12 protein-coding genes are annotated in these 20,369 nt (G+C 59.6%); 1 reads left to right on the plus strand and 11 read right to left on the minus strand.

The genetic code is table 11. The features are described 5' to 3' along the window. The first annotated feature begins 230 nt into the window (after positions 1-230). Positions 231-1,805: a DEAD/DEAH box helicase gene (locus PK28_RS13045; RefSeq protein ID WP_044517078.1), complete on the plus strand. Its 1,575-nt coding sequence runs from the start codon at positions 231-233 to the stop codon at positions 1,803-1,805. An 81-nt stretch (positions 1,806-1,886) separates the two neighbouring features. Here PK28_RS13045 and PK28_RS13050 read toward each other — a convergent pair whose 3' ends face one another. From PK28_RS13050 to PK28_RS19150, 11 genes are all read right to left on the minus strand, one after another. Next, a complete protein-coding gene (locus PK28_RS13050) occupies positions 1,887-3,149 on the minus strand; it encodes a sugar MFS transporter (protein WP_044514495.1) in 1,263 nt (420 codons plus the stop codon). Positions 3,150-3,267: 118 nt separating this feature from the next. Further along, complete coding sequence (locus tag PK28_RS13055; RefSeq protein ID WP_044514498.1) at positions 3,268-4,713, minus strand: T9SS type A sorting domain-containing protein; 1,446 nt, start codon at positions 4,711-4,713, stop codon at positions 3,268-3,270. Between the two features lie 181 nt (positions 4,714-4,894). Beyond that, positions 4,895-5,791: a glycoside hydrolase family 16 protein gene (locus tag PK28_RS13060; protein ID WP_082017216.1), complete on the minus strand. Its 897-nt coding sequence runs from the start codon at positions 5,789-5,791 to the stop codon at positions 4,895-4,897. Positions 5,792-5,799: 8 nt separating this feature from the next. Further along, positions 5,800-6,618, minus strand: a complete 819-nt coding sequence (locus tag PK28_RS13065) for a sugar-binding protein (protein WP_231576154.1) — start codon at positions 6,616-6,618, stop codon at positions 5,800-5,802. Between the two features lie 13 nt (positions 6,619-6,631). After that, positions 6,632-7,507: a glycoside hydrolase family 16 protein gene (locus PK28_RS13070; protein ID WP_052430561.1), complete on the minus strand. Its 876-nt coding sequence runs from the start codon at positions 7,505-7,507 to the stop codon at positions 6,632-6,634. A 28-nt stretch (positions 7,508-7,535) separates the two neighbouring features. After that, positions 7,536-8,804, minus strand: coding sequence for a PKD domain-containing protein (locus PK28_RS13075; protein WP_044514503.1), 1,269 nt, complete (start codon positions 8,802-8,804; stop codon positions 7,536-7,538). A gap of 19 nt (positions 8,805-8,823) precedes the next feature. Then, a complete protein-coding gene (locus PK28_RS13080) occupies positions 8,824-10,317 on the minus strand; it encodes a RagB/SusD family nutrient uptake outer membrane protein (RefSeq protein WP_044514505.1) in 1,494 nt (497 codons plus the stop codon). A gap of 61 nt (positions 10,318-10,378) precedes the next feature. Further along, a complete protein-coding gene (locus tag PK28_RS13085; protein ID WP_082017105.1) occupies positions 10,379-13,528 on the minus strand; it encodes a SusC/RagA family TonB-linked outer membrane protein in 3,150 nt (1,049 codons plus the stop codon). Between the two features lie 77 nt (positions 13,529-13,605). Continuing rightward, positions 13,606-16,086 carry a beta-glucosidase family protein gene (locus tag PK28_RS13090; RefSeq protein ID WP_082017106.1) on the minus strand — a complete coding sequence of 827 codons (2,481 nt, stop codon included), beginning with the start codon at positions 16,084-16,086 and terminating at the stop codon, positions 13,606-13,608. 282 nt (positions 16,087-16,368) lie between these two features. After that, positions 16,369-18,345 (minus strand): 7TM diverse intracellular signaling domain-containing protein, encoded by a 1,977-nt coding sequence (locus PK28_RS13095; RefSeq protein WP_044514510.1) that lies wholly within the window; start codon positions 18,343-18,345, stop codon positions 16,369-16,371. A 32-nt stretch (positions 18,346-18,377) separates the two neighbouring features. After that, the gene (locus tag PK28_RS19150) at positions 18,378-20,180 is read right to left on the minus strand and encodes a cellulase family glycosylhydrolase (protein WP_048826019.1); all 1,803 of its coding nucleotides are present in this window, start codon (positions 20,178-20,180) and stop codon (positions 18,378-18,380) included. Positions 20,181-20,369 lie beyond the last annotated feature (189 nt).

A 20,369-nucleotide genomic window follows, 5' to 3' on the forward strand; every position in this document is an offset into this window, starting at 1 on the left:
TGTTATGGATTTATACAGTTGAGCTTGCCGGTGGGTGGCAGAAGGCCCGGCCAGCGGGCGTTAGCCGGAAAGCAAAACGGCAAGCCCGGCTAAAATGCCTTATCTTTACCTCAACACAGCCGTTTTGCTGACCAGGAAATGAAGGTCAGCCATGTATCATTCTAACTCGCTGAACCTTGACGTTTCACGAATTTAACCTCCACGACGACCTGCTGGCCGGCGTGGATGCCATGAACTACCTCCAGGCCACCCCTATTCAGGAGCAGGCCATCCCCAAAATCATCGAAGGGAAAGACCTGATTGCCTGCGCCCAGACGGGCACCGGCAAAACCGCTGCCTACCTCATTCCCCTCCTCGACCGGATTTCGCACGCCAAGCACGGCACCACCTCCACCCTCATTCTGGTGCCCACGCGCGAGCTGGCTACCCAGATTGATGAGCAGGTAACCGGCTTCGGCTACTTTGTAGAAGCCAGCTCCATTGCCATTTATGGCGGGGGCAAGAGCGAGGGCTGGGAGCAGCAGAAGCGCGCCCTCACCTCCGGCGCCGATATCATCATTGCCACCCCCGGCCGCCTCATTGCCCACATGCAAATGGGCTATGTGAAGTTCGAGGACCTGAAGTATCTGGTGCTGGATGAGGCCGACAAGATGATGGACATGGGCTTTTCGGATGATATCCTGAACATTGTGCGCCAGCTGCCCAAAAAGCGGCAAACGCTGCTGTTCTCGGCTACCATGCCCAACAAAATCAGGGACTTCTCCAAGCAGATTCTCAACGAGCCCGAGGAAATTCGCTTGGCCGTGTCCAAGCCCGCCGCCGGCATCGACCAGCAGCTGTACATGGCCTTCGACCGCCAGAAAATCTACATTCTGGAGCACATTCTGAAGACCCAGAACGTGCAGAGCATGGTGCTGTTTACCTCGCAGAAAGCGGCCGTTAGTGGCATTGTGCGCTCCATCAACAAGCTGGGCTACGTGGCGCAGGGCATCAGCTCCGACCGCACCCAGGAAGAGCGGGAGCAGATCATGCGCGACTTCAAAAACAAGGCGTTTCCTATTCTGGTAGCCACCGATGTTCTGAGCCGCGGTATTGACATCGACTCCCTCAGCCACGTGGTGAACTACGATATTCCCCGCGCCGCCGAGGATTACGTGCACCGCATTGGCCGCACGGCCCGCGCCGCCACCAAAGGCACGGCCATCACCTTCATTTCCGACCAGGACCAGGACCGGGTGGTGAAGATTGAGAAGCTGATTGAGCGCGAGCTGGAGAAAAAGAACGTTACCGAGGAGCTGGGCCTGGGCGAAGCTCCCGAGTTTGACCCCAAGCGCTTTGCCGGCCTGCACGGTAAAATTGGTGGCCGCCCCGAGCGTGGTGGCCGTTCTGGCGGTGGCAGCCGCTCCGGTGGTGGCGGAGGCCGCGACCGGGGCCCGCGCACCGAAGGCAGCGGTGGCCGCGACGGCAACCGCCGCGACGCCCACGACCCGAAAGACCCCAAGCACCAGGAGCGCATTGCCAAGGCCAACGCCGCCCTGGCCGCGCTGGATGCCGGCCAGGCCCCGGCCCAGCCTTACCAGCGCCCACCGCGCGAGCCGCGCCCCGAGGGCGAAGCCCGTGCGCCCCGCGCACCGCGGGAACCCCGGCCGGAAGGTGAGGCACGACCACCCCGCGCCGAGGGCGACAAAGGCGAAGGCCAGGGACGCCGCAAGCGTGGCGGCCGCAACCGGAACCGCAGCAACCGTCCGGAAGGCTCCGGCGCAGAGGCCCCGCAAACCACGCCGGTAGCACCAAGCGGCGAGTAGGCACATTCAGCAATACCCATAAAAGAGAAGCCCTCCGCAGCAGCTGCTACGGAGGGCTTCTCTTTTACTTTTTACCTAGCCTTATGCGGCGCGCACGTGCCCTTTCAGGCCGTACCACATAATGTAGAGGTAGCAGAGCACCGGCAGAATCAGGGCCATGCGCAGGGTGCTGGCATCGGCCACGGCTCCAAAGAGCAGGGGCACCAGCGCACCACCTACAATGGCTACGTTCAGCAGGCCGGAAGCTTCTTCGGTGTGGCGGCCCAAACCAGCTACTGCCAGCGTGAAAATAGTGGCGAACATGATGGAGTTCATCAGGCCCAAGGCCAGCAGGCTCCACATGGCAATTTCGCCGTGCGTGTTCATGGAAATCAGCACCAGCAGTACGGCGCCCAGGGCATTGAAGGCCAGCAGACGCCCGGGGTTTACTTTATTCAGCAGGTAAGCGCCCAAGAAGCGGCCTACCATAGCGCCACCCCAATAATATGCTACCATGGAGCCGGCCGCTTTGGGTGCCAGGTTCATGACATCGGGCAGGTGCAGGTAGGAAACAATGTGGGAGCCAATGGCCACTTCCCCACCTACGTATACAAAGATGCCCACCATACCCAGCACCAGGTGGCGGTAGTGCCACGGCTTGGAACGGGCAGTATCGGTATCCGGAGCATGTTCAATCTTTGGCAGCTTCAGCATGCCCAGCAGCACGCTGATGAGGATAAGCACCCCACCAATAACCAGGTAAGGCACCTGCACAGCCTTTACATCAATGGCTGCCGCGGAAGCGGCCGTGTCCAGATCCGGCAGGTTAGACAGAATGAGGGCCGCACCCAGCAGCGGGGCCACGGTGGTTCCCAGGGAGTTGAACGCCTGCGTGAGCGTGAGGCGGGCAGGGGCCGACTTAGCCGGGCCCAGAATAGCTACATAGGGGTTGCCGGCTACCTGCAGTAGCACTACGCCCGTGGCCAGCACGAACAGGGCACCCAGAAACAAGCCATAAGAGCGGCTGTCGGCGGCGGGGTAAAACAGGAAGCAACCCAATGCCGCTACCAGAAAGCCCAGCAGCATACCGCCTTTGTAGCCGATGCGCTGCACTACTTTACCGGCCGGAATGCCCATCACGAAGTATGCGCCAAAAAAGCAGAGGTTAATCAGGTTAGCCTGCGTGTAGCTCAGCTGGAAAATGGCTTTCAGGTAGGGAATCAGAATGTCGTTCAGACAAGTGATAAAGCCCATCATGAAAAACAGCACCGTCAGCGAGGCCAGCGCTGAGGTGTAGCGCGGCTGCTCGCCAGGGGCAGCGGCTAAGCCTGGAGGAGTAACAGAGGGTGCAGAGGAAAAGGCCATTCGGAACGGGGAAAAAGGAGCAGAAAATGAGTAGAAACAACCGAGGAGTTACAGAAGCCGCCCAACTACTGGCTGGCAGTTTGGCTGAGCTAATGTAACTCCTCTCCTGGTTTTTCTACTAGTGTTGTACGCTGAAGGGCCGGCTAACCGTTTGTCCGGCCATTTCCAGCCTTACCTGGTAGAGGCCGGGCGCCAGCTGGGCCGTGGGGATATCTACCAGGTTGCGGCCGCCCGCCCGAAGGGCGTGCTGCAGGATGGTGGCTACGCGCCGGCCCTGCAAATCAAAAACGGAAATGGTTACGGCCCCGGCTTTCACGAGCTGAAACTCCAGGTGGCTTTGGGTGTTGGCCGGGTTGGGCCACAGCGGAGCCAGCGCGCCCACGGAAGCCCGGAAAGCTTTGGTGCTCTGCACTACCGCGAAAGCAGGCCCCGTCAGGTCGTCGAAATAGTACGTATCGCCGTTGTTCGTGCCGGGGGCAATCAGCATCACCAGCAAGTCAACGTCGGTGGGCAGTACCGTGGGGTCGTTGGCGCCGGGATTGTATTGAAACGTGAGGGTTTCCCAGGCATTAGCCACGGTGGTTTTGGCATCGAAAGTGCCGCCCAGATTACCATTGGGGTAGCCGGTGGCCGATTTGGTTTTGTCCTGCAGCACCAGCTGCACCGGTACATCGGCCTTCGGGCTGTAGAATTTCATCGAAATCTTGGAAGTACCGGCCAGGTAGCTGCTCACGTCGGCAAACCGTTTGGGGCCATTGGGAGCCAGCGTAATAACGGCGTACTGCGCCCCGGCAGCCCGGGTGTATTTGCCCACTTTAGGGCTGTTGTTGCCGGCGCTGCTGGCCGGGTTGGCAGCTCCCTGCTCAAAGTCGCCTTCTACGGCGGGGTACAGCACCAGGCGGGTGTCTTCGAAATTATCGTACAGGAAGGGCACTTTGGGGTCAACGGGCGTGCCATCCGTCAGCTCGGGGCCCTTCAGGTCGTCGAAATAGTAGGTGCTGCCATCCTTATTGCCCAGGTTGATGAGCAGGGCCAGCTGGTCGATGTCAGTGGCCGTCACGCTGGCGTCGCTGCTACCAGGCCCCGGCGTGAAGGTGAACGTGAGGGTTTCCCAGGCATTGGCTACTGTAGTGGTGGCGTTAAAGGTGCCCGCGTAGTTGCCCTGGGGGTACACATAGGGCGTGGCCGCCGCCTTGGCCTTGTTCTGCAGCACCAGCTGCACCGGCACCCCGGCCATAGGGCTATAGAAGCTTAAACTGATTTTCTTGGTGCCGGAGGTATAAGGCGTCACATCCTGCAGTCGGCGCGAGGCATCGGCCAGCGCAATGCTGATGGTGGCATATTGCTCCGCGGCGGCCCGCTCGAATTTGGCTACCGTAGCGCTGCCATTCACACTGTTTTTGGCGGGGTTAGCCACATCCTGCGTCAGCACGCCCTGTACATTGGGATAGGCTACCAGCCGCACCTGCTCAAAATCATCATACAGCGTTTGGGCGGCGGCAGCGTGGCCCAGCAGCCCCAGCAGGCCGGTTGTCAGGAGAATTCGCGTAGAAGTTTTCATCATGCAAGCGGGTTAAGTGAGGAAAGAAATAAACGTTGCTAAGTACAAAAATTCCAGAAGGGCCGACCCACTCCCCTTACAAACTGGGCCGGCCCCCGGAACCGGACAGGCAGTGCAAACACTGCCCGAACGGAAGCAGAATCAGGGAATCAGCTGGCTACAGCTTATCTTCCCTGAGCAATGATTAGTTGGATTTCAGCTTATAAAACCGAACATAATCCACCAGCATACGCTGGGGAAAGGCGGTTTCATCCACCCCCATCTTGCCGCCCCAGTCGCCGCCCACGGCCACGTTCAGCAGCAAATGGAACGGGTGGTCCCAGGGCCAGGCTTCCCAGCCCGTGTGCTCGTTGGTGCTGGTGAAGTAGAGCTTGTCATCCACGAAAGCCGTAATGGTTTCGGGGGTCCATTCCAGGGCATACACGTGAAAGGCCTGGGTGGCATCTTCCACCCGAATGGAGTCGGTTTTCTGGTTGTTGGTGCGGAAGTAGTATTTGTGACAGTGCGTGGAGGCCTGCACCACGCCGGGGCGGTAGCCCACATACTCCATAATGTCAATCTCGCCGTTATCGGGCCAGCTTTTGTCGCCGTACTTCCAGTCGTCGGGCAGCATCCAGATGGCGGGCCAGGTGCCGCGGGCGGCGGGCAGCTGGGCGCGTATCTCAAAGCGGCCATACGTCTGGCTGCCACCCTTACCCGGGCCGCCCCGCGACACCAGCCGCGTGGAGGTGTAGGGGTTACCGGGAAACAGGGCTTCGCGCCGGGCCTCAATAATAAGGTTGCCATTCTCTACGCGGGCATTTTCCGGGCGGGCTTTGGTATAGTACTGCAGCTCGTGGTTGCCCCAGCCCGTGCCGCCTACATCATAGGTCCATTTGGTGGAATCGGGCAGGCCGGGCTTGTTGAACTCATCCTGCCAGGTCAGCTCTTTAAAGCTGTAGCGCGGCTTGGCGGTAGCACCTTGGGTAGCGGCACCCGAAGAGGTTTGCGGCGGGTGGGCTGAGGTGCAGGCCCCCAGCAGCAGACCGGCGGCCAGTACCGTGGAGCGCGAAAGCCCGATGAAAAGCGGGGGATGGTTCATACGATGCATTAAGGCTTACCCGTGGCCGGCTCTACCGGCAGCAGTGTTCCAAAAATGGAGGCATCAATCCAGCCCCGGTTTTTATCAGTGCCGGCCACGGGCACGCTGCCGAAGAAGTTTTCGCGCTCCGCGCTGCCGTCGTTGTCACAGTATGCCAGGGCAAAGCCGATGGGTACGTTGGCGCGGATAAGCTGCGGCTGATTAGCGGCCGGGTTCTGTTCATTGTAAGTATCGGGGTATAAAGCCACCGACGTTTCCCAGGTAGTGATGTTGCCGCGCTGGGTGTGGCGGCTTTGCACGTGGCCATCGTACAAATGGCCTTTCTGATCGGTGCCCATATCTACTACATGGCCATTGAGGGCCACATGGTAGGCCCAGGCATTGTAGTTGTACTGATGGTCGCCACCGGACTGGTCCGGGTCCACAAATATTTCCAGGCAATCATCATCCCACCAGGTCACCAGCGGGTCGGGGTGCGTGTCCTGCACCACGTCGTCGGTAATTTCGGCCAGCACATACAGGCGCTGCGGCGTCCAGACCACCTTGTAGCGGCCGGAAAAATCGGTGGGACTGGTGGGGCCGCCTACCCAGCGCTGGTCCAGCGGGCGCCAGGGCGCCGCCGCCCAGCAGGCGTCCGTCGCCTGCCCGTCAATTACCGGAGCCTGCGCCGCCCGGGGAGCTTGATACTCGGGGCGGGGCGGTTGCCGCAGCAGCATATAGGCGGCCGTACACAACAAAGCTATGGCCACTAACCAGGCCAGCCGGGTGAAGCCGCTATGCTTTGTATTGATGCCTAGTTCTTCTCCCGGCCGGTTACGGTCACTCACTGCTTTGGCTGGTTTATTTATACTGATAAAAACGAACGTAGTCCACCGTCATCTGCTGCGGGAACTGCGTGCCGGCATCGGGGTTGCCATCAAAGTCGCCCCCTATGGCCAGGTTCAGAATCATGAAGAAGGGATTGTTGAACGGGTATGGCGAGGCATCAGAAGGCGTGAAAGTGTAGTACTGCCTGCCATCCAGGAAGAACCGAATCTGGTCCTGGCTGCGCACTACGCTGAAAATGTGAAAGTCATCGGCGTAGGTACCGGAAGCCAGTACCTGGTCCGCGCTCGACTTATAGCGGTGGTCGGCAACGCTGTTGCCGAAGTGCATGGTAGACAGCACCTTGTTAGGCTGACTACCGCGCAGCTCCATAATGTCAATTTCGCCACAAACCGGCCAGCCTACCTGGTCAATATTGGAGCCCAGCATCCAGATGGCGGGCCACACGCCTTTGCCTTTTGGCAGCTTGGCGCGCACATCTATGCGGCCAAACGTGAAGCTCTGCTTGCCTTTGGTAATCAGGCGGGCCGAGGTGTAGGGGTTGGTGCCGCTTTGCTGCTTTTTGGCTTCAATCACCAGATTACCGCCCGTGAGAAAGGCGTTTTCGTTGGAGTTGGTATAGGCCTGCAGCTCGTTGTTCCCCCAGCCGCCGCCGCCCAGCTCATACGTCCACTTGGTCTGGTCCAGGGCACCGGCCTCAAACTCGTCGCCCCACACCAGCTCGGTATACTGCGCGTAGTCGCGGGCTTCGGCATTTACCTCCGTGGGCTTGGGCGTGGGCTTGGGCACTACTTTGGCTTTTTCCTCCGTGCAGGCCAGGGAAGTCAGGGCCAGCGAAACGCTGGCCCCGATCCATAGTCCCCGCAGGGTAATATTGAATGGTACTGTCATAGGTACTGGGTAAAGGAATGCGGGCGGGTTATTTCGCTACCAGCTTCATTTGGAACACCGTGCCGCTGGGCTTGCCGGCCCGCAGCACCATGTGGGTTTCATCAATGGAGATAATGCGGTACGTCAGGTCGGGCGCATCGGTCACGCCAATAAAGGTGCCGGGCTTGCTGAACTCAAACTGCGCCAGACCAGCGCCATCGGCGGGGCCGAAGGAGAAATTGGAAGTGCCCGAGCGCGGCGCCTGGCAGGTGTAGTCGCCGGCCACAAAGGTTTGATCCTTGGCGTTGTAAGTGAATACGTTGGCATCGGAGAAGGTGTACTCGTCGTCTGACTGGCAGGCAGGCAGCTCGCCGGCTTTCACGCCGGGGAAGTACTGGCTGGGGTTGCCCTCGGTGCCCACAATAATGGGAGCATCCACATCATTCTGCAGCAGCCAGGTTTTGGAGCTACCGCCCGTGAGCAGCTGCTTCACCATATCCAGCGCCGATAGCTGGGGCATGTAAGTGAGCACCGTGAAGGTGCCATCCGGATTTTCGCCGCGCAGCTTCAGGGTAGTTGCGGTGGCTTCCAGAATGTCGTAGGTCTTGTTTTTTACGGAATCAGCCACACCAATAAAGGCACCATTACGCTGCAGCACAATCTGGCCGCCGGTGGCGCCGGTGGGCCGGAAAATGAAGTCTGAAGTAGTGGTTTTAGCTGTGCCGCAGGCGCCGTTCACGTACGTGCCGTCGCCGGCATTGTAGCTGTAGGTAAAGGTGCTGGTAAACGTCACCTCATCATCGGCCTGGCAGGCGGGCAGGCTGCCGGCTGCCGAGGTAGACAACACCGTGGTGCCATTGGCGGCCAGCTTGGTAATGGCGCCGGCCTTATCCGTGAGTACCCAGGCGCGGTTGCCGGTGGTGGTGCTGTTGGTGAGGCCTACGAAAGCAGTATTATCAGAAGCGGAAGGAATAACGACATCCTTCTGCTGCGATACGCCCGTGCCGCCGCGCCCAGCCGTAACCAGCTGCACTTTAAAAGTGCCGGGGCGCTTGTAAGTGTGCGTCACGTTCTGGCCCGAGACCAGCGGCGAGCCGTCGCCGAAGTCCCACTGGTACAGGAAGGCGTCTTTGCTGTTGTTCTTGAAGGTGACCACGGAAGGATATTCGGTGGTGTTCACCTCGGCCGTAAAATCGGCGGTAGGCACGGGCCCTTCCAGCTTATAGTCTTCCTTTTCGCAGGAAGCCAGCAGCAGCGGGGCCGCCACGAGCAGCGCCAGCAGGCGCCGCCCCGTGATATGGTTATAAATCTGAGTCATTATGTAGGTCGAATACGGCTTAGTAGCCGGGGTTTTGAGTAAGGTTCGGGTTGGCGTCGCGCTCGGCCTGCGGAATGGGCAGCAGTACGTTAAAGGCTTTCACACCTTTGGCCTGCAGAGCGGGCAGGGTCAGGAGCTTGCCGGTGCGCTTCAGGTCAAACCAACGGTCATCTTCGAAAGCCAGTTCATACCGACGCTCCCGAATTACGGCATCCTCAAAGTTGGAGGTATTGGCGGCCGTCAGGTCGTGGGAAGAAGGCGCATCAATAGCCTCCCCAAAAGCGCGGCGGCGCACCATGTTCAGGTACTTAAAGCCATCGGCCGTGGGGCCCACTGCTTCGGCGTAAATCAGGTACACCTCAGCCAGGCGCAGTACCGGAATGTTGAGCGGCGAATCCCACACGTTGGTGTTCACCTTGCCCACAAACCATTTCTTCACATTGTAGCCGTAGGGCGAGCCCACCAGCTGGTCTGGCTGCGCGGCCACGGCGCTACCGGCCGGATACGCGTCGCCGGGCTTCCAGATGGTCACGTCGCGGCGCTTGTCGCCTTCCTCGTAGCCATCCACAAACTCTTTCTCGGGAATGTTGAAGCCGTAGCCGCCCTGGGGCACCAGGCCCATACCACGGGGGCCAAAGAACTCATTGCCCACAAAGCCCAGACCATCGAAGGTATATTCGTTCTTACCGTTGATGTACTGCACCTCAAAGATGGACTCTTTGCCGTTCTCGTTGGCCACTTTAAAGTTGTCGCCGTAGTTGGCCCACAGGCTTTTGCCGCTGCCGTTAATCACTTCCAGCGCCCGCTGGGCGGCGGCGGTTTTGTTGCCGCGCGTGATATACACTTTGGCCAGCAGGCCGGTGGCCGCCCACTTGGTAGCGCGGCCCAGATCAGCGCCGCTATAGCTTTCCGGCAGGTTACCGATGGCATCGGTCAAATCCTTTTCAATCTGCGCATACACCTGCTCGGCGGGCGTGCGCGGAATGTTCACGTCGGCGGGGCTGGTGGGCGGCACAGTTACCAGCGGCACATCGCCGTAGGCCCGCACCAGGTCAAAGTAGTACTTGGCCCGCAGGAACTGGGCCTCACCCAGGCAGCGCTTCCGGATACCCTCGTTCATGTTGGCAATGCCGGGCACCTTCTGCAAAACCAGGTTAGCGCGCCCAATGCCCACGTAGCAGCCGCCCCACAAGCGGGTGGTCAGCGGGTTGCTGGTGGGGATGTTGAAGTTATCCAGCTGTTGCTGCTCGGCGCCGTCGCCGCCCCCCCCACCACCGGTGAAGGAGTTGTCCGACATAATGTCGCCGATGCCCCACAGGGCGTAGTTGTACTGACCGCCGCGGCTCAGCTCGGCGTAAGCCGCATTCACGGCCAGAATAGCGTCGGTTTCAGTCTGGTAAAAATTTTCCGTGGTAACCTGGTCGCGCGGCGACTCATCCAGGAAGCTCTCGCCGCAGCCCGCCAGCATGCCTGCCAGCAACATTGCGCCAAGTACGTTTTTAGAAGTATTCATCAGGGTGATTTTTGAGGGGAGTGCGCCGCCTGCCGGGGCAGGCGGCCCAGATTGGGAAAGGTTAGAAACCGATGTTCAGACCGGCCAGCAACACGCGCGACTGAGGATAAATGCCCCGGTCAACACCTGCCTGCCCCAGCTCCGGATCAAAGCCCGTGTACTTGGTCAGCGTCAGCAGGTTCTGGGCCGATACGTACACCCGCATCTGCTGGGAAGCAATACGGCTGAGCACCGTTTTGGGCAGGTTGTAGCCCAGCGTCAGCGTTTTAATGCGCAGGTAAGAGCCATCTTCGATGAAGTAGCTGCTCACGCGCAGGTTCTGGTTGGGGTCGCCGGCAATGGCGCGGGGCACATCATTGCTGGTGCCCTCGCCCGTCCAGCGGCCCAGCACGCGGGTGCTGGAGTTACCGTTGCTGTACAGGCCACCTTCGGTGTAGAAGCGGTTCAGGTTGTAGATGTCGTTACCCTGCGCGCCCTGAATGAACAGGTTCAAATCGAAGCCCTTAAAGGTCAGCGTGTTGTTCAGGCCGTAAGTAAAGTCCGGGTTGGGGTTGCCGATGAAGGTACGGTCAGCATCGTTGATAATGCCATCCGGCACACCGTCCGGGCCGCTGATGTCCTTGAAGCGGATGTCGCCGGGGGCGGCACCGTTCTGCGTAGCGTGGCCTTTTACGTCTTCCTGGTTCTGGAACAGGCCATCGGCCACGTAGCCATAGAAGGAGCCGAAGGGCTGGCCTACATCATAGCGCACAATGGGGGAGCCCAGGCGGTTGTTGAGGCCGTTGAACGGAATAGCCACGCCCAGGTCTTCAATGTTGCTCTGGTAGGTAGAGAATATCAGGGAGCTGGTCCAGGTCAGGCCGGTTTCGCCCCCGTTGAAGTTGCGGGTGGTGATGGACACGTCCAGGCCTTTGTTTACGGCCGAAATGGCGTTGGTAGGCACCGACTCATACGTACCCGATACCAAAGAAGGCGGCACGGAGCTGATCAGGTTCGGCGACTTGCGGCGGTATACGTCGATGCTGGTTTCTACGCGGTTATCCCACAGGCCCAGGTCTACGCCCAGGTTGGTCTGCTCGTTGTTTTCCCACTTCAGCTGCGTGTTCTGCTGGCGCGTTGGGGCAGCACCCGCCACTACGGTTCCGTCGGGACCAAATACATAAGTAATGCCCGAGTTGATGCCCGCCAGATAAGCAAACTGACCGGCGTTCAGGGGGTTACCTACGCGGCCCCAGCCCGCACGCAGCTTCAGGTTGCTGATGGTGCGGATATCCTTCACGAAATCCTCTTCTGACAGTCTCCAGCCAGCTGAAACGCCGGGGAACCAGCCAAATTTCTCACCCAGCGCAAACGCCGAAGAACCATCGCGGCGCAGCGTAGCCGACAGCAGGTACTTGCCGGCGTAGTCGTAGTTGGCCCGGCCAAAGTAGCTGGCCAGGCGGTTCTGGCTGCTGGTGCCGCCGTTGCCCAAGGCCGCATTAATGGGGCCGTTGTTGATTTGCTGCAGCGTATTGTTGAGGTAGCCGGAGCGGCCCGCCGACAGCGTGCTGTAGTTGAACTCCTGCGCCGACTGGCCCAAGAGCAGCGTTACCTGATGCTTATCGGCAAACAGCCGGTCATAGGTAAGCGTGTTTTCAATCAGGTAGCTGGGGTTGTAGTTGTTGTAAGCCGCAGCGCCGGCCACCGAGTAGCGGGGCGAGTTAGCGCCTGCCGAAGGCGTGAAGGCATTGTAGTTGTCGAAAACCAGGTCGGCGCCCACGTTGGTGCGGAAACGCAGGCCTTTCAGCGGCTCCAGCTCAGCAAAGAAGGTAGTGAGGGCGCGGTTGCGCACAAACTTCGACTTGGTAATCAGGGACTGCATCACTGGGTTAGGCTCCACGTAGTTGTCGGCCGTGGCCGTGGGCTCATACCAGGTGCCATTCTCGTTGTACACCGGAATGGTAGGCGGAGCCTGCAGCACATTGCTGAGCACGCCAAACTCGCTGCCGCCGGTATCTACCTGCCGGTCGGTGAGGTGCGTCAGAGACAGGCTGTTGCCGATTTTCAGAATCTTGTTCAGCTGCACATCCCCGTTCACGCGCAGCGTAAACCGGTCGAAGTGGGAGCCGTTCAGCGTACCATCCTGCTTGAAATAGCCACCCGCTACGGAGTAGCGCGCCTTCTCGCTGCCACCCGAAGCCGACAGGTTGTAGCTCTGGATAGCCGCTTTGCGGAACACCTGATCCTGCCAGTCGGTGCCTTCGCCCAGAGCCTGCGGGTTGCGCAGGGCCGGCAGCGTGGCGTCGCCTTTGGCCAGGCGGCTTTCATTGTTGATAACGGCATACTCCTCGGCGTTCAGCAAATCCAGCTTGCGCCAAACTTCCTGCACGCCCCGGTACACATCCAGGTTTACATTAGAGGTACCGGCCTTGCCGCGCTTGGTGGTGATGATAACCACGCCGTTGGCAGCCCGCAGACCATAGATAGCCGTGGCCGACGCATCCTTCAGCACATCAATGCTCTCGATGTCGTTGGGGTTGATGGCGTTCAGCTGGTTCTCAATGCTGTTGCCGTTGGCGTCGCTGGAAGGCAGCGGATAGCCATCAATGACATACAGCGGCGAGTTGTTGCCGGCCGAGGTAATACCGCGCACCCGAACCGACGTACCGCCGGCTCCCCCGGGGGCGCCGGAGTTCTGGGTAACCGTAACGCCGGCCGCGCGGCCCTGCAGGGCCTGCGTGGGGTCAGCTACGGGCTGCGAGGCAATGTCTTTTCCGGAAATGGAAGAAACGGCACCCGTAACCGTGGCGCGCTCCTGCGTGCCGTAACCCACTACCACTACTTCATTCAGGGCCTGCGTGTCTTCCTGCAAAGTCACATTCAGGCTGGTGGTAGCGCCCATAACGGGCACCTCCCGGCGCTGAAACCCTACGTAACTCAGCACCAGCGTGCTGCCCTCGGGGACAGAAATGGAATAATTACCGTTGGCATCGGTGGAGGTGCCGCGGGTGGTGCCTTTCACAACTACCGTTACGCCGGGCAACCCGTCGCCGTTAGGCTGGGTTACGCGTCCGGCCACGGTCACATCGGCCGCCGATGCCTGCACCAGCGCCATTGGGCTTAGGCTGGCAGGTAGTGCGGCCTTGGCCGGCACTACCAGGGTGGGCCACCCGCAGGCGGCCACCAGAGCGGCTCGCCGGAGCAGCAGATAAGAAGTAGAGGGTTGGGACATTTACGTGGGTTTGGGATTGGTAAGGGAAAATCAAAAAAACAAGCATGCCGGTCGGGGCCGGGCAGCACTTGGAAGTGCTAGTTAGCCGTGGAGCCGGCCCGGGGAACCGGGCCCGCCGGAGCGGAAGCGCGGGCGGCGGGCTCTGTGTAGCGAAAGCGGGCCGTCTGGTCGCCTACGCGCAAAGTGAAGTAGCCATTTTCCAGTTGGGGGCGGCCCTGCGCATCGGGGTAGCTCAGGTGCTGTATGGGGTTGATGATAAAGCTCATTTCCCGGCTCTGTCCAGGTGTAAACTCCTGCTTGTCAAAATGTTTTAGCAGCTTCACCGGGCGGGTGATGCGGCCCACCTCATCCGTCAGAAACCAGAGCACGGCTTCCTTACCGGGCATCGTGCCTGTATTGGTTACCGTCACTTGGGCTCGGATGGTACCGGTTGCGCTAATCAGCGTATCGGAGAGCTGCAGGTTGCTGTACTGGTAGGTGGTATAGCTCAGGCCCTGGCCAAACTCCGTGAGCATGGCGGCCTGGTACTTAGGCCCCCGGTTTTCAAAGCCGGCGCCAAAGTCACTCAGCTCCAGGCTATTCTCGTTGTTGTCGTGGTGGTAGTTGGAGATGTGACCGGCAAACTGCGGATAGGTGAAGGGCAGCTTGCCGCTGAAATTGGCCCGGCCACTCAGCAGCGCGGCCAGAGCCTCGCCCCCACCAAAGCCCGGAAGCCCGCCCCACACAATGGCCCGCGCCTTTTCGGCCACCGGCCGAATGATGCTGGGACGGCCACCGATAACCACCAATATGGTGGGACGGCCGCTGGCCTGGGTGGTTTGCACCAGCTGTATCTGATCTTCGGGCAGGGTTAGGTCGCTGGTGTTGCCCAGGCCCTCGGTGTAGGGTTTCTCGCCAATGGCTACTACTACGGCATCGGCGCGGCGGGCCGCCGCCGCAATGCCCGCCAGTTGCAGCTGGCCTTTGGCATTGCGGTACGGTACCATTTCCACCTTTGCACTCGGATATTCACGCTGCAGGGCGCCCACAATCGTTTGCACCTCGCGCGGGTATTCACTTTCGGGGCGCCCCTGCCAGGCCAGCGTCCAGCCACCAGCCAGGTTGGCGCGGGAATCAGCGGAAGGGCCTACTACCAGCAGGCGCTTCACTTTTTCCTTGCTTAAGGGCAGCGTATTCTGCTCGTTTTTGAGCAACACAAACGTTTCCGTAGCCGCAGCAACGGCTTGTTGCTTGAGGGCGGGGTCGCCGATACGATTGAGGCGGTCGGCGCGGGGCATGGGGTTTTCAAACAAGCCCAAATCATCCTTCAGCTGCAGTACACGGCCGGCCGAGAGGTTGATGCGCTCCTCCGTCAGGCGTCCTTCCTGCACCAGCTCTTTTACCAGGCGGCAGAAGGTAGTAGTATAGGGCGTCATGGCCATATCCACGCCAGCATCTACGGCCATAAAGGTGGCTTCCTTCTCATTGGCGGCTACTTTCTGTATCCGCACCAGCCGGATAATGTCTTCCCAGTCGGTAACGGCTACGCCCTTAAAGCCCATTTGCGTGCGCAGCAAGTCAGTAAGGATGGCTTTGGAAGCATGCACCGGCTCGCCATTGATTTCGCCGGAGTTAATCATGATGGTTTTCAGTTCGGCATCCATAGCGGCCTGAAACGAAGGGCGGAAAAACTCCTGCAGGCGCTGGTCGGAAATCATGGCGTTGGTCCGGTCCCAGCCATTGCGCGGATCGGAGTAGCCCAGGAAGTGCTTGCCGCAGGCCCCTACTTTATAGGGGAGGATTTCCTTGTTTTCCTGCAGCTCCCGCACAAAGGCTGCGCCCATAGCAGAAGCCACTAAGGGGTCTTCGCCGTAGGTTTCGTAGAAACGCGGCCAGTAAGCATTCACGCCCAAATCCAGCACCGGCGCAAACACCCAGTGGTGGCCCAGGTCGGCGGACTCCAGCACCGTGGCGCGGGCCGTTTGCCGGGCCAGTTCAGGGTTGAAAGATGCGCCCAGGTTGAGGTTGTGCGGGAAGATGGCGGTGCCGGCTACGTAGCTGGCCCCGTGCATATGATCGATACCGTAGATAATGGGAATGTGCAGGCGCGACTCCCGCATGGCTATCCGCTGCAGGGCTGCAGAATAGGCCAGCCACTGCCGGGCCGGTACTGCTTCCCCGTTCAGGAAAGAGCCAATATGAAACTGCCGGACCAGCGCCGTTACCTTGGCCGAATCCAGCACCACATCCCGCTGCACCCCGGTAGTATTAATAACCGTGTTGGCAAGCTGGGTCATCTGCCCAATTTTCTCCTCCAGCGTCATCTGACTCAGCAGTTGCTGCACGCGGGGGCTCCATTGAGGAGCAGCGGCCGGAGTGTTCACGGAAGCAGTAGCTGAGCTGGGTATAGCGGTAGCAGTAGCCGGAACGGCGGGCCGCTGGCATGCCCACAACCCGCCGGTGCAAAGTGCCACGGCGAGTAGATACCGGGAAGAGGTGTGCAGGTGGGAGCGGACGCCCGACGAAAGCCGGCGGCTACTCCAAAGCACTGACTTGTGGGGAGTCAAGGAAGGCTTCATAGATAGGTGGGATGACCAAATATACCAGAGCTTGTTGGGCAAATGCAAGCCCTAAAACCTTCTAATCAAGCCAGAAACAGGGTTTTTTAGTTTACATCACAAAAAATCGTTACGCTTATATCACACGCTTACTTACCCATTTTTTCGTTTAAATGACGCGTTAGCTGCGTTTCCTGGCTAAAGGCAGCACGGCTAAAAAACAATCAAAAAAAGTCGGCAATTGCCCAAATTTTTAATGTTTTATTCTCGCACAGTCCTAAGCAGCACAGTCTTCGTTCTTTTTTAGTCCTGCTCCTCTTCTACCGGCACCGAGTCATCCAATAGCACGTGGGTCCAGCCCTCGTTCACATCATAGTCCGGAACCTGCCGCCGCCGCTGCATTGCATCCAGTACTTTCTGCTGAAAGCTCCAGCAGGTAGCCTGCCGCAGGTCCAGCACCCGCGACAATTCCTGTGAGGAGTAGTTGCCTTTATGGGTATGAATCAGAAACACAGCGTACAAAGCCTTCACAATGGAGAACTTGCACTTCTGAAACAGCGTGTAGGCCGTGGCTGACTCTACGTAGCGGCAGCGCGTGCAGCGGCGGGAATACGGCTCCCGCCCGTCGCAGAACTTCTCGTGGCCGCATTTGCGGCAATGGTAGCCCCGTGCCCATTTCAGATCGGCCAGGTACACCAGGCAGGCCTCCTTATCGGGGTAAATGCGGCTGAACTCGCCAAAATCCACTTCTTTGGATAGCACCCGGGCCGTCTGGCTTTGGTGTAAGTCGCGCTGCAGGTCGGTGTTCAGCTTTTCAATGGCGGCCGACTGCAAAGCCAGCAGCCCATTGGCTTGCAGCAGCTCGCGGTTTTGCGCACTGATGGTATCACTCTGTCGGCGCAGTTCCTCGGTGCGGCGGGCCACCTCCCCTTCCAGCTCAGTGTTCAGCTGGTCTTTCAATTCCTGATTCTGGCGCAGCTGCTCCACCAACCGGTCCTGGGCCTGGTGCTTTTTGTGCAGTTGCTTTACCAGCTTGGCCTGCGCCCGGATGGTGGCATCCTTAATAGCTTTGATTTTCTCACCCAGGGCATAGGACAGCACCACCACTTCTATCACGAAGGCCGCATTCATGCTGTATACCGTGGCGGTATTGGTGAAGGTATTGATACCCAGCTTGCGCAAAATCAGAAAGCCTACGCTAAGCGCTACCAGCGCATGCGCCAACAGGAAAAAGCGGGCGGCCCGCATGCCCATCCGCCATACCCGAAAAGCCGCGTAGTATAGCATACCATAGGGAATCAGGTACAGCCAGAAGCCCCACCCCAGATGCAGCCAGATGGCATCTAGCAGCAATACACACACACTCACCAGCACCACGACGCGCAGCCACTTATCATAGCGGGGCAGGCGCTGCGGCACATCCAGAAACTGCCGGGCATAGTAGCTGAAGGTGAGCAGCAGCAGTATCGGGGACCCCAGAATCACCACCTGGTTTAGTTCGGGCTGATTAGGCCAGAGGTACTGAAATCCTAACCCGTCTTCGGACAGGAAAAGCAGGCTGCAGCTTCCCACATAGAGCACGTAGCGCAGGTAGGTCTGCTCGCCGATAAACAGGTAGATGCACAGATTATAGATAACCATAATCAGCAGCACCCCATAGAAAGCGCCCAGCAGGCCGTACTCAGCCTGAAAATGGTCGGCTAAGGATTGCTCCGTGCGCAGCCGGCTGAGGAAGCTGGTTTTGGACGTTGACTTCAGCCGCAGGTAGTAGGTCTGGGTTTCATTGGCCTGCAGCGGCAGAAAAAACAGAAAGTTTTTATAGGGCAGCTTGCGGGTGGCCAGCGGCAGGTCGGCGCCGGTATAGGACACCAGCGTGGGGTCGGCCACCGGAAAGAAAGCCACCTCATTAATGTGCGAGTCAAACAGCTCCAGGTACCAATGCCGCCGCACTGCTCCCTCTGCCTTCACCTGCAACCGCAACCAATAGGCAGAGTTGGTGTGCTCTATGTTGGTGGCGGTTTTATCGCCCCGCACAAACCGCCGGGCATTGGCCGGCTGCTGCACCTGGGCCAGCGTGAGCTCCCCGGTAGGGTCTTCCAGCACGCCATAACACACCGGATCCACATAAAGCTCTTCCAGGCCGGTGCGCACTCGCAGAGGGTTGATTTGGGCGGCCGCCGGGCTGACCGGAGCTAATGCCAGCAGGAGCAGCAAGCCCAGCCCACTACCGAAAAGCCAGCGCCGCGTGAAGGAAGAAAGATAGAGTTGAATGCCGTGCATGGACTTCCAAGATAAGAAAACACCTGATCAGCCTATTCCACGGCCGCAGCGGAGTTGCCTCCCAGGAACCGCAGCCAGCTTATTTGCTCCACCGGCTGCTCCACCACCAGCTGCACCGTATGCTGCCCCGCCGGGATAGAAGAAGTGGTAAGTGCTATGGTAGTCCAGACGGGGGAGCCGCTGGCCGCAGGCACTACGGCGGTGGCTATTACGGCATCATTCAGGCGGAAAGTAAGCCGGCCCGGCGTGGTGGCGGGCTTCAGCCGTACCTGCAGAGTATAGGACCCGGCTGTGGCAACCTCTACCGTATAGCGCAGCCATTCTCCCGGTGCCAGGCTACTCACCGCGTAGCCATTGGACTGCTGATCGGGAATACGCTCAATGTCTACCCCATCGTTGCGGTAGGCGTCGCCCTGGTTCACGGGGGCGGTGTTGCGGTAATCAGTCCGGGCGGCGTAAGAATCCTGATAGGCAACGCCGGCCCGGCCCATATCATAGTCTACCGCGTGCAGGGTGCCCGGAATGCCCAGCGTAGAAAAGGGAGTACGGGCATCGGCCGGCCGGGTGAGGGCGGCTACCACGTCTTTGTTAATCTGGCACTGGCGGAACTGCACCTGCTGCAGGAGCTTGTGCCGGCCAGCGGCCGTCAGGATGCTGCCGTAGGGCCTGGCGCGCAGCAGGCCGCTGGCGGCATCTACCCGTTTCAGGTTCCAGTGGCACCAACCGATATTCTGGTTATTGAGGCCCTGCACGGCGGTGGCAAACCAGTCGTTGGAGTTTTCGCCGGTTTCGCCTACCCAAACGGGCACCTGGTGCTGGTCGCGGAAGGCTGCCAGGTTATGGATCAGGTTAATTTGATTGGGGTTGGGGTCAGAAGCATCGGGGCTGTTGGAGCACCAGTAGCGGTGGGCATTATAGACCAGGTTGGGGCGCAGCTCGGCGGGCAGTTTATCGGGCGTGAGGTTAGTATACTCGTTGCCGTAGCCGTTGCCCTCCAGCAACACCAGGTGGTTGTCCTGCTGGCCCCGCACCGCCTGCAGCAGCCGCACATACAAGCTGCGCAGCTCCTGGTTATCGTTACTTAGCCCGTGGGCCGCATTCAGGTTGTGGGGCTCGTTGATAAGGTCGTACATAGCCACGCGGGCATCAGTGCGGTAGCGGGCTGCCAGCTGCTGCCACAGGCGCACGGTGGCATCCTGGTATACCAGGCGGCCCCGGGCATCCCGGCGCTTCCACAGGTCCAGCGGCACCATATTATCGTTGATGTTGCGGTCGGTGCCCTGGCCGCCGGGGGCGGCGTGCAGGTCCAGCACCACATACAGGCCGCGGGCGCCGCACCAGCGCAGCACATCATCTATATGGCGGTAGCCTTCCAGATTTCGGTTGGTAAACAGCTGGTTCCGGTCGTTCCAGGCAGCCAGGGAATCGGCGTAGGCCGTAACCGCAGCCGGGTTTTGCAGGGCCCGGAAACGGATGAGGCGCTGCTTAGGCGTCAGAAATAAATCATAGTGCAGTGGCAGGCGCACACAGTTAAAGCCCTGATCAGCCAGAAAATCAATATCTGCTTTGGAAACAAAACGGGACCGGTAGCGGCGGTAAAATTGTTCTACCTTTTTGGCGGGCATGGTACGCAGCAGCGCGGCCTGTATGCGGCCCTGGGAATTCAGCGTATCGGTACCCAGAATATAGCTTTCCTGCAAAAGCCAGCCACCCACGTTTACGCCCCGCAACACTACCTTCTGGCCGGCAGCATTGACCATATCCGGACCTTCGGCCCGCAGGAACTGCTGGGCCGTAGCGCTGCCTAGGAACAGGCTCAGCAGCCAGATACCCATAATGCAACCCACCCGACAACGAAAGCCTAATGGATCCTCAGATAAATAATTGCAGAAGGCCATATCGGTTCGGGTCTTTGCCTGGCATCGGCAAACGTATCCTGAGTGGGGGCTGATAAAGTACCCGTAGCTAAGGAGAAACTGGAAATAAGGAGAGTTCCGCTACCGGGTAAGCTGCTGCCACTGGCT

This window comes from Hymenobacter sp. DG25B, assembly GCF_000801315.1.
GTDB lineage: Bacteria > Bacteroidota > Bacteroidia > Cytophagales > Hymenobacteraceae > Hymenobacter.

Bases quoted from the DNA above. Each gene is read 5' to 3' on its own strand.
- PK28_RS13045 (WP_044517078.1), top strand. From the start codon at position 231: ATGAACTACCTCCAGGCCACCCCTATTCAGGAGCAGGCCATCCCCAAA.
- PK28_RS13075 (WP_044514503.1), bottom strand. From the start codon at position 8,804: ATGACTCAGATTTATAACCATATCACGGGGCGGCGCCTGCTGGCGCTG.
- PK28_RS13085 (WP_082017105.1), bottom strand. From the start codon at position 13,528: ATGTCCCAACCCTCTACTTCTTATCTGCTGCTCCGGCGAGCCGCTCTG.
- PK28_RS13055 (WP_044514498.1), bottom strand. From the start codon at position 4,713: ATGATGAAAACTTCTACGCGAATTCTCCTGACAACCGGCCTGCTGGGG.
- PK28_RS13060 (WP_082017216.1), bottom strand. From the start codon at position 5,791: ATGAACCATCCCCCGCTTTTCATCGGGCTTTCGCGCTCCACGGTACTG.
- PK28_RS19150 (WP_048826019.1), bottom strand. From the start codon at position 20,180: ATGGGTATCTGGCTGCTGAGCCTGTTCCTAGGCAGCGCTACGGCCCAG.
- PK28_RS13090 (WP_082017106.1), bottom strand. From the start codon at position 16,086: ATGAAGCCTTCCTTGACTCCCCACAAGTCAGTGCTTTGGAGTAGCCGC.
- PK28_RS13070 (WP_052430561.1), bottom strand. From the start codon at position 7,507: ATGACAGTACCATTCAATATTACCCTGCGGGGACTATGGATCGGGGCC.
- PK28_RS13095 (WP_044514510.1), bottom strand. From the start codon at position 18,345: ATGCACGGCATTCAACTCTATCTTTCTTCCTTCACGCGGCGCTGGCTT.
- PK28_RS13050 (WP_044514495.1), bottom strand. From the start codon at position 3,149: ATGGCCTTTTCCTCTGCACCCTCTGTTACTCCTCCAGGCTTAGCCGCT.
- PK28_RS13080 (WP_044514505.1), bottom strand. From the start codon at position 10,317: ATGAATACTTCTAAAAACGTACTTGGCGCAATGTTGCTGGCAGGCATG.